We start from the raw sequence: 14,380 nt of genomic DNA, 5'->3' as shown, positions 1-14,380 counted from the left end.
GGCGTCCGAACCACACGACTTCGCCGTACGCCTCACGTCACGTACGTCGTCGTGACATCAGCGTCCATCGCATCTCACCGCACGTTCGTGACGATCGCGAAGCGCCCCTCATCTTGCCGTGAGACGGGCGGAGTTATGCGACTGATTTGCCCAACCTGTTAAGCGGAATATTTTTTGATTCCGGGCTTGACACGATTTCGGAAAATCAGAATTGATTTGCCCTTCGAGTTATCTTGTCGCAGTTGCACGTCAAGAATTGCGCTTGCCGGCAAAAGCAAATCAGTCCGCAGTCCGTAGGTGGGGAAAGCGCAAGCGTGCCCACCATCGAAAAGCGCGCGCGATGAAAGATGGTGGGCACGGCGCTGACGAGCCTTTGCCCACCCTGCGATCTCACACCTGCTACACGCGTCTGAACGCAATCGCGCGGGCAAGCGATCGGGCGCGCGTGCGCACCGCGCCGCCGTCGTTGCCGCTGTGAACGATCCACTGGCCGTCAGGTGTCTGCCCGGTGATGATTCCGACGTGATGCCGCCAGACCACCACGACGCCAATGCCAGGGCCACCTGCATTCATCCCCTCGTTCGCCCAGGAGCGCGCCAGCGCGAGACGGCGGTCCGATTTGCCGAGATATTTACTGAGATAGCTGCCGCACCAGGCCCGATGACCATGATGGCGGTGTTGAGGGCGCGCATTTGCCTGGGCGGAAAAGACGAGCAGGATAACAGAGGCCGCTGCGAGAGGCTTTAGCATCGATTACTCCACGAACGCTGGGGTTGGAGGGAGGGTACAAACCCGCCGCCAACAGCGATCGGCTTGGATGGTTCCCGCATGACTGCCATCCTTTCCCGAATGTGAACGTGGCTTGAAACCAGTTCCTGTCTATCGAATTAGCCTTCCGATCGTGAGAGAGGCCGTACATGGCGGGAATTCGCGACGCTGCGCATCTGTGCATCGATATGCAGAACATTTTCGCCAAGGGCGGCATGTGGGAAACGCCGTGGATGGAGCGGGTGTTGCCGGTCATCTCCGAGATCTGCGCGCGCTACCGGGAGCGGACAGTGTTCACGCGCTTTATCACGCCGGAGCAGCCGCAAGACCGGCGCGGCCAATGGCACGCCTATTTCACGAAATGGCAACGCGCAACGCGCGGCAATCTCGCGGCCGGCGCGCTCGATATCGTGCCTGAGCTGGCGCGCTATTCGCCGCCGGCGCTGATCGTCGACAAGCCGGCTTATTCGGCATTCTTCGGCTCTCGGCTCGGTCACCTCCTGGTCGAGCGGCACGTCGGCACGGTGGTGGTGTCGGGCGCGGAGACCGACGTCTGCGTCCTCTCCACCGTGCTCGGCGCGGTCGATCTCGGCTTCCGCGTCGTCATCGTGCAGGACGCGCTGTGCAGTTCGTCCGACACCGGCCACGATGCGCTGATGACCATGTACCGGACGCGGTTCAGCGAGCAGATCGAACCGGTGAGCGCGGCGGAGCTGTTCGACATGTGGCGTCCGGATTAGACGTCCAGCCACCTCGGAACCTCCGCCACGCCTGCAACGTTGAGAAGACAGGCAATCATCGCGCGAGGACCGATCCATGACGGCGCCGGACATTCGCAGGGAAATGCCGGCCGTCAAACTGCCGCGCGAGGAATTCGAGAAGCGCTACCGCCGCCGCTTCGTCGATCCGGCCTTCAAGCCGCTGCAGCGCGAACTCGACGCCATCGTCGCGGCCGCATGGGACGCCTACAGCCATTCGCGCAAGGCGCCGCGGACGCGAAAAGCGGGGCCGGGCTTCGCCGATCCCGAGTACGAAATATCGTTGGATTGGCTGGCCGCGCGCGAGGCCATTCTCGAGGCGCAGCGGCGCCACGACGATGCCGCCGCACAGCCGCGCATCCTCATCATCAACGGCTCGGCACGCACCGAGCATACCTGCCCCGGCGAGAGTTCGAAGACGTGGCGGCTGGTCAAACTCTGCGAGCCGGTATTGACCGAGATGGGATTTGCGGTCGACATTCTCGATCTGTCGCGGCTGACGTCGGAATATGGCCGGCAGATTCACCCTTGCAAATCCTGCGTCGCCACCGCGATGCCGCTCTGTCACTGGCCCTGCAGTTGCTATCCGAACTACGCGCTAAACCAGACTGACGACTGGATGAACGATATCTATCCGATGTGGGTGGCAGCCCATGGCATCCTGATCGTGTCGCCGGTGAACTGGTATCACGCGCCGACGCCGCTGAAGGCGATGATGGACCGGCTGGTCTGCGCCGATGGCGGCAATCCCGATCCGACCTCCACCCACGGCAAGCATGCCGATCAGGCCAAGGCGCTCGAACTGAAGGGCTGGCCCTACCCGCGGCATCTGGCGGGACGCCACTTTGGGCTCGTCGTGCACGGCGACAGCGCCGGCGCCGAGATGTTGCGCCGCTCGCTGTCGGACTGGCTCACCGACATGTCGCTGATCTCGGCCGGCCGCACCGCAGAGGCGGAGGGCTATATCGGCTACATGGAGCCTTACGCCACCTCGCATCAGGCGTTGGACGAGGACCGCGAATTCCAGGACGAGGTCCGCAATGCGGCGCGCGCGCTCGGCAATGCGGTGAAGCTGGCGCGGGCGGGGAAGTTCGAGAACCCCGGACAGGGACTTGTCAATCCCAATCCGAAGTAGCTGCGTAGGGTGGGTTAGGCGAAGCCGTAACCCACCGCTTTGATCCCCGCGCACGAATAGTTTGGTGGGTTACGCTGCGCTAACTCACCCTACAAACCCACCGCTACGCCTACTTCCCGTAGCTATAAAACCCCTGCCCGGTCTTGCGGCCGAGGTGGCCGGCGGCGACCATTTCCTTCAGCAGCGGCGCGGGGCGGTATTTCGGATCGTTGAAGCCTTCATAGAACACTTCCATCACCGACAGCATGGTGTCGAGGCCGATCATGTCGGCAAGCGCGAGCGGGCCGATCGGATGGTTGCAGCCGAGCTTCATGCCGGCGTCGAGGTCTTCGGCCGTGGCAATACCTTCCTGAAGCGCAAAAATCGCCTCGTTGATCATCGGGCACAGGATGCGGTTGACCGCAAAGCCCGGGCTGTTCTTCGCCGTGATCGCAACCTTGCCGACCCGTTTTGCAAAGGCTTCCGCCTTGGCATGGGTATCGTCCGACGTCTGCAGGCCGCGGATCAATTCCAAAAGCGCCATCAGCGGCACCGGGTTGAAGAAGTGCATGCCGATGAAGCGGTCGGGGCGGTCCGTTGCCGCCGCGAGTTTGGTGATCGAGATCGACGAGGTATTGGTCGCGAGCAGCGCCTGCGGGCGAATCTTCGCGCATAGATCCTTCAGGATCTTGACCTTCAGCTCTTCATTCTCGGTCGCCGCCTCGATCACGAGATCGCAGGTAGAAAATTTCGTGTTGTCCGTGGTCGTCGTGATGCGTGCCAACGCGGCCTGGCGATCGGCGTCGGTCATCTTCTGCTTGTTGACGAGGCGCTCCAGGCTGCTCGCGACGACCGACATGCCGCGGGTGAGCGCGGCGTCGGAGATGTCGGTCATGACGACGGGAAGCCCGGCGGCGGCGCACACCTGGGCGATGCCGTTACCCATGGTGCCCGCGCCTACGATACCGATTTGTTCGATCATGGGGATAACTCCGTTATTGAATGCTTGCCCGCACCGTTATCAGAGTGTCGCGGCCATCGGTAGCCCTTGGCATGCTCACTCGGCCGCCCCTAGGACGCATCGGGGTCGCCGAAAACCTGATGGAGCACATGCTGAAGTTTAAACTGGTTGCAACCGCGAGAGGCGATGTTGCCGCGACCATCGGAGACCTCGAGCTCCCACCCCTCCTCGATGTCCGACCAATAAAGCAGTCTCTCGTCGAGAACCGCCACAGCAACGACGAATTCTCCGGGAGAGTCACTTACGCCGACTGTACGCGGATCGATCAGCGCGCTTTCGAGTGCCACCCGATGCTGCGGATAAAGCGATGCCATGTCCGCTGCGAGCCGTCTCGTTACCAGAGAAATTTCGGGCTCGCGTGACACAGGACTACAACCCAAATCAATTGTCAGCCATGGCGTTTCGCGGAAGGTGATGGGTATCGCTTCGCTCCACCCATCCTACGATCCTGCCTACTCCGCCGCCTGCCGCACATAGCGCGCCGTCGGGGTGCGCATCGTCACCAGCTCCTCGGCCGCCGTCGGATGCAGCGCGATCGTTGCGTCGAAATCGGCTTTGGTCGCCTTCATCTTCACCGCGATCGCGACCGCCTGCACGATTTCGGCGGCGGTGTCGCCAACGATGTGACAGCCGAGCACGCGGTCGGTGGTGCCGTCGACCACGAGCTTCATCAGCACGCGGGTGTCGCGGCCGGACATCGTCGCCTTGATCGGACGGAAATCAGCCTTGTAGATGTCGACATGGCTCACCTGCGCGCGCGCCTGCGCTTCGGTCAGGCCGACGGTGCCGACCTCGGGCTGCGAGAACACGGCCGTCGGAATGGTGGCGTGATCTACTGCTACCTGCCGCTTGCCAAACACAGTGTCGGCGAAGGCATGGCCCTCGCGAATCGCGACCGGCGTCAGATTGAGGCGATGGGTGACGTCGCCGATCGCATAGATGTTGTCGACCGAGGTCTTCGACCACTCATCGACGGCAATGCCGCCATTCGCCGGGTTGATGGCGACGCCGGCCTTTTCCAGCCCGAGATTGGCGACGTTCGGGTGGCGGCCGATCGCGAACATCACCTTCTCCGAAGCGATGCTCGATCCGCTCGACAAATGCGTGGTGTATTCCTTGCCGTGCTTCTCCACCTTGTCGATGGTGCAGCCGGTGATGATGGTGATGCCCTGCTTCTCCATCTCGGCGCGGACGTGCTTGCGGACGTCCTCGTCAAAGCCGCGCAAAATGTTGTCGCCGCGGTAGACCACGGTCACGTCGGAGCCGAAGCCGGCGAAGATACCGGCGAATTCCAGCGCGATATAGCCGCCGCCCTGGATCACGATGCGCTTGGGCAGCTCGGTGAGGTGAAACGCCTCGTTGGAGGAAATCACGTGCTCGATGCCGGGGATCTCGCGGCCGTGGTTCGGCGCGCCGCCGGTCGCGATCAGAATATATTTTGCGGTGACCGTTTCGCCGGTCATCAGCCGCAGCGTGTGGGCGTCTTCCAGCACCGCGCGGGTTTTCGCAATTCGCGCGCCTGATTTCTCGACATTGGCGGCGTAGATGCCCTCGAGGCGGGCGATCTCCTTGTCCTTGTTGGCGACCAGCGTCGACCAGTCGAAGGAGAATTCGGGGATGGTCCAGCCGAAACCGGCGGCGTCCTCGATTTCGTGGCGGACATGCGAGCCGAGCACGAACAGTTTTTTCGGCACGCAGCCGCGGATCACGCAGGTGCCGCCCATCCGGTATTCTTCGGCGACCATGACCTTGGCGCCGTAGCCGGCAGCGATTCGGGCGGCGCGCACGCCACCCGAGCCACCACCGATGACGAACAGATCGACGTCGAACTTAGCCATCTCAACCCCGCCCGAAGTCGCTTCTGGTTTGGATCAGATATCCTTGCCGCGCTTCTTCATCTCGGCGCGGAACTGGCCGTTGATCGTTTCGGCAAAGGCCTGGGCCCACTGGTTCATGTAGGACATGCTGAACTGGATCGCACGGGGCTCGCTCGCAAGCAGCTTCTGGCCGAGCGGCGACTTGTAGAAGGTGACGAGGTCCTTCAGCTCCTGCTCGGTGAACTCGTTGGCGTAGACCTGCGCCATGCCCTCGCCGATTTCCTTCTCACGGCCGGCGAGATTCTTGGCCACGATCACGGCGACCTCGTTGAGGTCCTTCTGGTAGTTCAGATTGCTCTGCAACAGCACGTTCTTGGTCTGCTCGACGAGATTGGGAACGGCGTTGGCGTACATCGCCGCCGCGTTCTTCATCGTCAGGATTTCCTTGGCGGCAGCGATCGCCGCCGGCGAACCAGGCTTGAGTTGCGTGGCCGCAGGCGCCGCAGGGGCGTTCTTCTGCTGCGCGCTGGCCGGAACGGCGGTCAGGGCCAGCCCCACTGCAAGGCCGGTCGCCGACATAATCCGTGAAAGGCTCTTCATTCCAATTCTCCTCGATTTCCGGCGTTACCGCCGCTCAACTACGCGAATTCCCTGGGCACCTGCCAGGACGGCGATGCTGGCCAGGCCAATGAACAACCCATGTTCGACGACACCCGGGATCGGACTCAACAGGCCCGCCAGACGCGGCGCATCCGCAATGCGCCCGAGATGGGCATCGACAATCCAGTGGCCGCCATCGGTGACAAAAACGTGGCCGTCCTTGCCCTTGCGGAGCCCCATTTGCCCGGAAACGCCGCTTTGGGCAAATGCGGCCGCCATGGCCCGCTGGGTTGCGGCCAGCCCGAACGGGATCACCTCGACAGGTAGAGGGAAACGGCCGAGGACATCGACCCATTTGGTATCGTCGGCAATCACGATCATGCGATTCGAGGCCGCCGCCACGATCTTCTCCCGCAGCAGCGCGCCACCGCCGCCCTTGATCAGGTTGAGGGCGCCATCGAGCTCGTCGGCGCCGTCGACGGTGAGATCGAGCCGGTCGACTTCGTCGAGCGTGGTCAGGGGAATTTTGCAGGCTTCGGCCTGGGCGCGGGTTGCTTCCGAGGTCGGCACGCCGACCACGCGCAACCCACCGGCCACGCGCTGACCGAGCAACTCGACAAAATGCTTGGCGGTCGAGCCGGTGCCGAGCCCGAGCTTCATGCCGTCCTGCACATGCTCCAGCGCCTGCGCCGCCGCCTGCCGCTTAAGTCCATCCATATCCACGCTGACGATGCTCCCAGGAATCCCGCCGATCCGCGGGCGCATGTCTAGCGTCGTTTTAACGGCAGGAACAGCGCCCAAAAGTCGTGCGAGAGAACGATTATGGGGGTGAAACCCGATCCATTGCGGCCAAAATGGCGGCGAAACGCGGCTCGACCTCGGCCCGCATGCCGGGATGGGTAAAAATGTAGAGTTCATCGTGGCGGATCGCGGCGAGCACCCGCGCGGCAACCGCGTCGGGCTCAATTCCGGCGTCGATATTCCGGGCAAACTCGGCGACCAAGGCCGCAGCGGGGCTGGCGGGATCGAGCGGCTTCGTCGGCCCGTAGCGCGCGGGCCGGTTGCGCCCGCTCTCGCCGATGCGGGTACGCACATAGTTTGGGCACAATACGCTGACGCCGATGCCGTGCGGCTTGAGCTGAAGGCTCAACCCTTCCGACATGCTGACAACGGCAAATTTGCTGGCGCCGTAGGCGCTAAATCCAAGTCCGGCCAACATCCCCGCCATCGAGGCAGTGTTGACGATATGGCCGCCTTCGCCATGCGCGCGGATATGCGGCAGAAAGCTCTTGATGCCGTGAAGCACGCCCATCAGGTTGACGTCGATCACCCAGCGCCAACTGTCGAGCGAGATATGGTCGATGCGGCCGCCCGCGGCGACGCCGGCATTGTTGCAGACCACGTGCACCTTGCCGAAGGCGTCGAATGCGGCCTGGGCGGCGCGCTCGACGCTTTCCGCGTCGGCAACGTCGCAGATGATGCCGCTGACATCGGGCGTGATTTCCCGCAGGTTGGTGACGGCGGCCTGCAGCGCATCCGCCTCGATATCGGCCAGCATCACTTTCATGCCGGCCTGCGCGAACGCGCGGCCGAGCGCCAAACCGATTCCACCAGCCCCACCGGTCACAAAGGCGGTCTTGCCCACAAGCTCGCGCATGTCGTCCTCCCGGATTTCAAGTTCCCTACTTGCATGACGCGACGCCTGCCGCTAGCGAATTCCGATGACCTTTCCTCGCACCGTTGTCTTCGACCTCGACGGCACCCTCGTCGATACCGCCCCCGACCTGATTGCCGCGCTCAATTTCGTGCTCGCGCGCGAAGGCCTGACGCCCGTTCCCGTGAAAACGGCGCGCAACATGATCGGCGCCGGCGCACGCAAGCTGATCGAGCGCGCGCTCGAAGCGGAAGGCCGCATCATGGGCGTCGAGGACATCAACCGGCTGACCAAGGATTTCATCGATTACTATGGCGCCCATATCGCCGACGCCTCGCGCCCTTTCGAGGGGCTGGAAGCCGCGCTCGACGACCTCGCGGCGCAGGGGTGCCGCTTTGCGGTGTGCACCAACAAGCTGGAATGGCTGTCGAAGCGGCTGCTCGACGAATTGGGCCTGAGCAGACGGTTTGCCGCGATCTGCGGCGCCGATACGTTCGGCGTCTCCAAGCCAGATCCCATCATCCTGCAACAGACGGTGGCGCGGGCCGGCGGCGATATCGGCGCGACGATCATGGTGGGCGATGCCGGGCCTGACGTCGGCGTCGCGAGGCGAGCCGGCGTTCCCGTGATCGGGGTCGAATTCGGCTACACCGATGTACCGATCGCCGAGTTCAAGCCCGACCGGCTGATCGGGCATATGCGTGAGCTGCCGGCCGCGGTGGACGGGCTGAGCAAGGCCGTGTCGCAGGTGTAACCAGCTGATTCACTGCAGTTATCCGGCGATCCGCAGCCCCCGCGATTCGTCTCGCCCGCCGACCCCTGCCCCGGCGCAACCCGCGCGCTGAGGCGCATTGTCGGCGCCTTACAAGCTGCCTAGATTATGCTAGCGAAGCAGCAGGCCAGGTTTCTTTAGAGGCTCCTTTACAAGGCAGTTTGAATGAACGGCTCCCCGTCACCCGATCAGCTGATGCGCCCGATGGTCGATCCGTTCGGCCGGACCATCCGGTATCTGCGCGTGTCGGTGACGGATCGCTGCGACCTGCGCTGCTTCTATTGCATGTCCGAGGACATGACGTTCCTGCCGAAAAAGGACTTGCTGACGCTGGAGGAACTCGACCGGCTGTGCTCGGCCTTCATCGCCAAGGGCGTGCGCAAGATCCGCCTCACTGGCGGCGAGCCGCTGGTCCGGCGCAACGTCATGACGCTGGTGCGCTCGCTGTCGCGGCATCTTGGCACTGGCGCGCTCGACGAGTTGACGCTGACCACCAATGGCTCGCAACTGGCGCGTTTCGCGAGCGAATTGCGCGACTGCGGCATCCGCCGCGTCAATGTCTCGCTCGACACGCTCGATGCGCAGAAGTTCCGCGCCATTACCCGCTGGGGCGATCTCGACCAGGTTCTGGCCGGCATCGAGGCCGCACGCGACGCGGGGCTTGCGGTCAAGATCAACGCGGTGGCGCTGAAGAACATGAACGAGGAGGAAATTCCCTCGCTGATGGAATGGGCGCACGGCAAGGGCATGGCGCTGACGCTGATCGAAGTCATGCCGATGGGCGAGATCGGCGAAGGCCGCATCGACCAATATGTACCGCTGTCATTGTTGCGCGCGCGGCTGGCCCAACACTACACGCTCACCGACCTCGACGAAAATACCGGCGGCCCTGCCCGCTATGTCCGCGTCACCGAGACCGGCGGCAAGCTCGGTTTCATCACGCCGATGACCCATAATTTCTGCGAGTCCTGTAACCGGGTACGGATCACCTGCACCGGCACGCTGCACACCTGCCTCGGCCACGAGGATGCCTCCGATTTGCGCAAGCCGTTGCGGGCATCGCCTGACGACGAGTTGCTGTCGGCCGCGATCGATCGCGCCATCGGGCTGAAGCCGAAGGGCCATGACTTCATCATCGACCGCCGGCATAACCGCCCGAGCGTCTCGCGCCACATGAGCGTGACCGGCGGCTAGTCCGCCGGCCAACTTATCACCCGTAAAAACGCGGATTTATCAGGCCAACCAATCAATTGGTTGCCGCGTCAATTTGTCCATTTTCCGATTGACGCCGCCGCAGCGCGCTGAAATGGTGCGGCTGCTTTCACGCCAGCACGGCCGGAACAAGGCCGCTGCATCCCCAAGGTGCAGACAAGACGGCGGTAGCGCGAGACGGGGGAGGAGTTATCGTTGCAATCGCATCTGCGAATGAGCTGCGGGCTCGCACGTTTTTCGCGCGGGAGCGAACCTGCGCGCCGGTTACGCGGCGGCAGCTCCGGTCGTCGGGCGCGCGATGGCAACGCAATATCAATGAAGACATCCGGCACGCCTCGATGACGTGTCCGAGGAGAGAGTAATGCGCCCATTGTTGGCCCTGAGTAATTCAATCGACTGGCTCAATGACAAACTAGGCGGCGTCTGCAACTGGCTCGTGCTTGCGGCCTGCGTCGTGAGCGCGGCCAACGCGATGATCCGCTACGCGTTCGGCTACTCGTCCAACGCCTGGCTCGAATTGCAGTGGTACATGTTCGCCATCTTCGTGATGTTCGGCGCCTCGCATACGTTCAAGAAGAACGAGCATGTCCGGGTTGAAATCCTCTACCTGATGCTGTCCGAGCGTGGCCAGCTCAAGCTCGATCTGATCGGCACGCTGTTCTTCCTGATCCCGTCCTGCCTGCTACTCAGCTATCTGTCGTGGCCGTTCTTCATGCAGGCCTACGCGGTCGGCGAGACCTCGAGCAACGCCGGCGGCCTGCTTCGCTGGCCGATCAAGCTCGTCGTTCCCGTGGGCTTCGTATTCCTGGCGCTGCAAGGCTTCTCCGAGGTGATCAAGCGCATCGCCGCACTGAAGGGTTATGTCGTGATTGATGCGAAGTACGAGAGGCCGACCCAATGATCACGCTGGAGATGATGCCGCCGCTGATGTTCGGCGGCTTGATTCTGGCCATGCTGATCGGCTTCCCGGTGGCCTTCACGCTGGCGGCCCTCGGGCTGTCGTTCGGGTTCCTGTCGATCCATCTCGGCTTTTTCGACATGAACTTCCTGCAGGCAATTCCGGGCCGCATTTTCGGCGGCGTGCTTTCCAACGAATTGCTGCTGGCGATTCCGTTCTTCACCTTCATGGGTTCCGTCCTCGAGCGATGCGGTCTCGCCGAAGACATGCTGGACTCGATGGGCCAGCTGTTCGGCCCGATCCGCGGCGGCCTCGGCTATTCCGTCATCATCGTCGGCTTCATCCTCGGTGCGATCACCGGCACGGTGGCGGCGCAGGTCATCGCCATGGCGCTGATCTCGATGCCGGTGATGCTGCGCTATGGTTATAACGTCCGCTACATCACCGGCGTGCTGGCTGCATCCGGCACCATCACCCAGTTGGTGCCACCCTCGCTGGTGCTGATCGTGATGGCCGACCAACTCGGCAAATCGGTCGGCGACATGTATCTTGGCGCCTGGGGGCCGTCGCTCCTGCAGATCGCGCTGTTCGCCGGCTACACCTTCGTTCTGAGTATCTTCCTGCCCCATCACGTCCCGGCCGTGCCCAAGGACGCGCTGACGCTGCGAGGCTGGCCGCTCTGGCGCAAATGCCTGATGGGCATCATTCCCTCCGCGGTGCTGATCTTCGTGGTGTTGGGCACCATGATGATGGGCCTGGCCACCCCCACGGAAGCCGGCGCGATGGGTGCGATCGGCGCCATCGTGCTCGCCGCTATCCACCACAAGGATCTGAGCAGCAAGGGACACAAGATGCTGCTCGTCGGCATCGCCGCCACCGGCGTCGCCGTAATCGTCGGAATGTTCCTCGGCGAAGGCAAAGTGCTCAAGCTGACCTTCGCGGTGCTCTATCTGGCCGTCGTCTGGCTCTGCCTGGAAGCGGTCCGCATTCCGGACCTGCGCGATCTGATCAAGCAGGGCTACCAGTCGACCATGCGCCTCTCCTGCATGGTGGTGTTCATCCTGATCGGCTCGACCTGCTTCTCGGTGGTGTTCCTCGGCGTCAACGGCGGCGTGTGGCTCGAGCACCATTTGACCTCGATCCCCGGCGGCGTCTGGGGCTTCCTGATCTTCATCAACGTTTTCATCTTCTTCCTGGCGTTCTTCCTCGATTTCTTCGAGATCGCCTTCATCATCCTGCCGATGGTAGCGCCGATTGCGCAGAAGGTGCTGGCGCCGATCGTGGGTCCCGACGCTGCGCTGATCTGGTTCGGCGTCATGCTCTGCGTCAACATGCAGACCTCGTTCCTGCACCCGCCATTTGGTTTCGCGCTGTTCTATCTGCGCGGCGTCGCGCCCAAGGAGGTCAAGAGCTCCGACATCTACTGGGGGGCGATACCCTGGATCGGCCTGCAGGCCATCATGGTGGTGATCGTGGTCGCTTTCCCGATGGTGGTCACCGCTCTGCTTCCAAAGCCGCTCGACGTCGACCTCAGCAAGGTCAAGATCGAGGTGCCACAGATCGAACTGCCGCCGCTCGATTTCGGCGGACCGAAGCAATGACCAGGGGTGTGAACTCGTAAAGCGATGGGCGGCGACGGACATCCGCTTTGGCGCCCACTTAACTCGGACAGCGCACGAGGTTCGAAAAGAGCCAGAAACGGACATCGATACTTGCGGCGAGGTGCCGTGTCACTATGGCAGCCCTGCCTTGCGAACTCCTTCGATATACAACTGCGAACGCCCTCCGAAGCTAGGATTGTCCTTGCCGATATGGCCAAGGGCGGTGACTCTGGTCGTCACCAGAACTTCCACCACCGTCTCTTCTGCAGCGCGCTCGTATCCACCTGGAAACCGTCGAAGATGCACGAGCTCTCATGCGCTGCGATCATCGCGACGTCGACCAGTTCAAGAAAAGCCTCTTTGCTCAGGTGGACAGGAGGGGAGATGATGTGTACCGAGAGCCGTCCGAGAGGATTGTCACTGTTCGCGATCTCGCGTTCCCAGCGCGGGAAGGCAGCTACAAGAGCGGTCACGTGCGCGTCGCTTTTAGCGAAGAAATAGCATTCGATGCGCCCCGGTGTGCCGTCTCTCACGCCTTGTTCTTTCAGCGTTGACCACAAAGCCGCGGTAAGCGCACGTTGGCTCTCTAGTTCGCGCGGATCGACGCTTTCAATTCCTCGTAACTCCGTCATTCAACTACTACCATTAGGGAAGGTTTGGCCAACCGGGTGCTGGGGTGCGGCGCGATACGAACACGGATTGCCGTTGAATTTTGTTGAGTATCTGCCAGACGTGCAAATATAGTAGTCTGGAGTTTTTTGAAGTTATCCGCAGCGGCGCAACCGACATTTATCCCTTCGCCAAGAAGGTGACTAGACGAAGGCGACTCTCAGCGTAGCGTTGGCCGCGCAGTTTAGTGAACCTCTAGCCGGTCTGCCGACCTCACCTTTTCGAACTATCATTGTAGGCAAGCGCCATGTGACGGGCGCAGTCGGCATGTCCGAAGTGGGTCAAACTCAGACCTCGGGGCGTATCCGAGCTAGGTCCGTTCTTCCCCCCCAACAACAGACATAAGGCGATTGCGGAAGCATTTCGGTTTCGGACCAACAGGAGACATCGGCCGTGAGCAGATGCGATAGCTAACGCCTCGGCGTCCTTCCGCGGATGCGGTCGAAGCCCTGCTTGATCGCGGCGAAGCGCCTGTCGATCGTGGCTTCGTGCTCGGTGTCGGTGAAGATGTAGGGCCAGTCATTTTCGATTGCCTCGCGAACCAGTTCGCCGACATAGAGCGGATCGATGCCAAATTTGTTGATCCGCTCCTGGAGTGCCTTGATAATATCGGCGATCGGTCCTTCCGTCGGCGGACTGCCGATCTTCTCGACGATCCGCTGCGGCACGTTGCGACGAAAATTAAAGATATGAGTGCGGACAACGCCCGGACACAGGACGGATACCCCGATTTTCCGCGGCGCGAGCACCGGCCGCAGTCCTTCGGACAGAGCCACCACTCCATATTTGGTCACATCATACTGCGGACTTCCTCCAGCGATCAGCCCGAAGACGGACGCCGTGGAAACAACTTGCCCTCCTTCGCCGTGCGCCTCGATCAGCGGACCGAAAATCTCGATGCCCCAAATCACCGACATCAGATTGACGTCGAGAACCCAATTCCAACCCGCATCTGTCCAATGACCATAACCCCGGCCGCCGGCGACCCCCGCATTGTTGACCAGAATATGGACTTTTCCGTAGCGCGACACGGTGGCATCCGCTGCGGCGTGGAGGTCTGCTTTAAGCGATACATCCGCTCTCACGCCGTCAACGTCGGCGTTGTTAAGTTTCAATTTCGCTACCGCCGTTGCTAACGCCTCTTCCTCGATGTCGCATAACATGACCTTCACTCCCGCCTGCGACAGCGCCGTGGCGATCCCTAACCCGATGCCTGATGCTGCTCCGGTGATGAAGGCTGTCCGTCCGGTAAGGTCTTGCATGTGCGTATTTCCGTTGCTTTTGCAATTGGCCTTGGCAGATACCTATCTGGGTTCGCTGAGTTTATAGTACTTAAGCTTACAGGTGCGCCCGCCATGTCCGGTTTGGGTCGATTGTGTTGAAAAAGGCGGCTGTTGCGACGCAGAGATATCAGTGATTCAGTCTGTCTAATTGGCAGGACTGAAGGTCATGATGGGGCATCGGCAAATCGAACAAGCTGCGTTGTTCTATGAGTT

Annotated in this window: 15 protein-coding genes; 6 read left to right on the top strand and 9 right to left on the bottom strand. The window is 62.0% G+C overall.

Going from position 1 to position 14,380, the window contains the following annotated elements; translation table 11 throughout:
• Positions 1-399: 399 nt before the first annotated feature.
• Positions 400-750, bottom strand: coding sequence for a C40 family peptidase (locus tag AC0QUY_RS40675; protein WP_475391523.1), 351 nt, complete (start codon positions 748-750; stop codon positions 400-402).
• A 167-nt stretch (positions 751-917) separates the two neighbouring features.
• Between AC0QUY_RS40675 and AC0QUY_RS40670 the strand changes: the two genes are divergently transcribed.
• Both AC0QUY_RS40670 and AC0QUY_RS40665 read left to right on the top strand, forming a co-directional pair.
• Positions 918-1,508 carry a cysteine hydrolase family protein gene (locus AC0QUY_RS40670; protein ID WP_475391522.1) on the top strand — a complete coding sequence of 197 codons (591 nt, stop codon included), beginning with the start codon at positions 918-920 and terminating at the stop codon, positions 1,506-1,508.
• Positions 1,509-1,584: 76 nt separating this feature from the next.
• Complete coding sequence (locus AC0QUY_RS40665) at positions 1,585-2,661, top strand: flavodoxin family protein (RefSeq protein ID WP_475391520.1); 1,077 nt, start codon at positions 1,585-1,587, stop codon at positions 2,659-2,661.
• Between the two features lie 109 nt (positions 2,662-2,770).
• On the opposite strand, the gene AC0QUY_RS40660 is transcribed toward AC0QUY_RS40665, so the two are convergent.
• The 6 genes from AC0QUY_RS40660 to AC0QUY_RS40635 form a co-directional block, all read right to left on the bottom strand.
• A complete protein-coding gene (locus AC0QUY_RS40660; protein WP_161855343.1) occupies positions 2,771-3,622 on the bottom strand; it encodes a 3-hydroxybutyryl-CoA dehydrogenase in 852 nt (283 codons plus the stop codon).
• 89 nt (positions 3,623-3,711) lie between these two features.
• Positions 3,712-3,975: a hypothetical protein gene (locus AC0QUY_RS40655; protein WP_475391519.1), complete on the bottom strand. Its 264-nt coding sequence runs from the start codon at positions 3,973-3,975 to the stop codon at positions 3,712-3,714.
• A 138-nt stretch (positions 3,976-4,113) separates the two neighbouring features.
• Positions 4,114-5,499, bottom strand: coding sequence for a glutathione-disulfide reductase (gor, locus tag AC0QUY_RS40650; protein ID WP_475391517.1), 1,386 nt, complete (start codon positions 5,497-5,499; stop codon positions 4,114-4,116).
• A gap of 33 nt (positions 5,500-5,532) precedes the next feature.
• Positions 5,533-6,078, bottom strand: a complete 546-nt coding sequence (locus tag AC0QUY_RS40645) for a DUF2059 domain-containing protein (protein WP_161855345.1) — start codon at positions 6,076-6,078, stop codon at positions 5,533-5,535.
• A 24-nt stretch (positions 6,079-6,102) separates the two neighbouring features.
• Positions 6,103-6,801, bottom strand: coding sequence for a ribose-5-phosphate isomerase RpiA (rpiA, locus tag AC0QUY_RS40640; RefSeq protein WP_161855346.1), 699 nt, complete (start codon positions 6,799-6,801; stop codon positions 6,103-6,105).
• Positions 6,802-6,898: 97 nt separating this feature from the next.
• Positions 6,899-7,735 carry an SDR family NAD(P)-dependent oxidoreductase gene (locus AC0QUY_RS40635; protein WP_475391515.1) on the bottom strand — a complete coding sequence of 279 codons (837 nt, stop codon included), beginning with the start codon at positions 7,733-7,735 and terminating at the stop codon, positions 6,899-6,901.
• Between the two features lie 64 nt (positions 7,736-7,799).
• Between AC0QUY_RS40635 and AC0QUY_RS40630 the strand changes: the two genes are divergently transcribed.
• The 4 genes from AC0QUY_RS40630 (at position 7,800) to AC0QUY_RS40615 (ending at position 12,215) form a co-directional block, all read left to right on the top strand.
• Complete coding sequence (locus AC0QUY_RS40630) at positions 7,800-8,486, top strand: HAD family hydrolase (protein ID WP_475391513.1); 687 nt, start codon at positions 7,800-7,802, stop codon at positions 8,484-8,486.
• A 183-nt stretch (positions 8,487-8,669) separates the two neighbouring features.
• The gene (moaA, locus tag AC0QUY_RS40625) at positions 8,670-9,698 is read left to right on the top strand and encodes a GTP 3',8-cyclase MoaA (protein WP_475391511.1); all 1,029 of its coding nucleotides are present in this window, start codon (positions 8,670-8,672) and stop codon (positions 9,696-9,698) included.
• A gap of 379 nt (positions 9,699-10,077) precedes the next feature.
• A complete protein-coding gene (locus AC0QUY_RS40620; protein WP_161855350.1) occupies positions 10,078-10,617 on the top strand; it encodes a TRAP transporter small permease subunit in 540 nt (179 codons plus the stop codon).
• The gene (locus AC0QUY_RS40615; protein WP_161855351.1) at positions 10,614-12,215 is read left to right on the top strand and encodes a TRAP transporter large permease; all 1,602 of its coding nucleotides are present in this window, start codon (positions 10,614-10,616) and stop codon (positions 12,213-12,215) included. Before AC0QUY_RS40620 ends, AC0QUY_RS40615 begins: the two co-directional genes overlap by 4 nt.
• Before the next feature lie 236 nt (positions 12,216-12,451).
• On the opposite strand, the gene AC0QUY_RS40610 is transcribed toward AC0QUY_RS40615, so the two are convergent.
• Entirely contained in the window at positions 12,452-12,847 is a 396-nt protein-coding gene (locus tag AC0QUY_RS40610; protein WP_161855352.1) for a hypothetical protein, read from the bottom strand.
• Between the two features lie 447 nt (positions 12,848-13,294).
• The gene (locus tag AC0QUY_RS40605) at positions 13,295-14,146 is read right to left on the bottom strand and encodes an SDR family NAD(P)-dependent oxidoreductase (RefSeq protein WP_475391509.1); all 852 of its coding nucleotides are present in this window, start codon (positions 14,144-14,146) and stop codon (positions 13,295-13,297) included.
• Positions 14,147-14,380: the final 234 nt, after the last annotated feature.

It is taken from the genome of Bradyrhizobium sp. WYCCWR15520 (genome assembly GCF_056174665.1).
The sequence above is the reverse complement of the archived record's forward strand: the minus strand, read 5'-3'. Positions and strand labels throughout refer to the sequence as shown.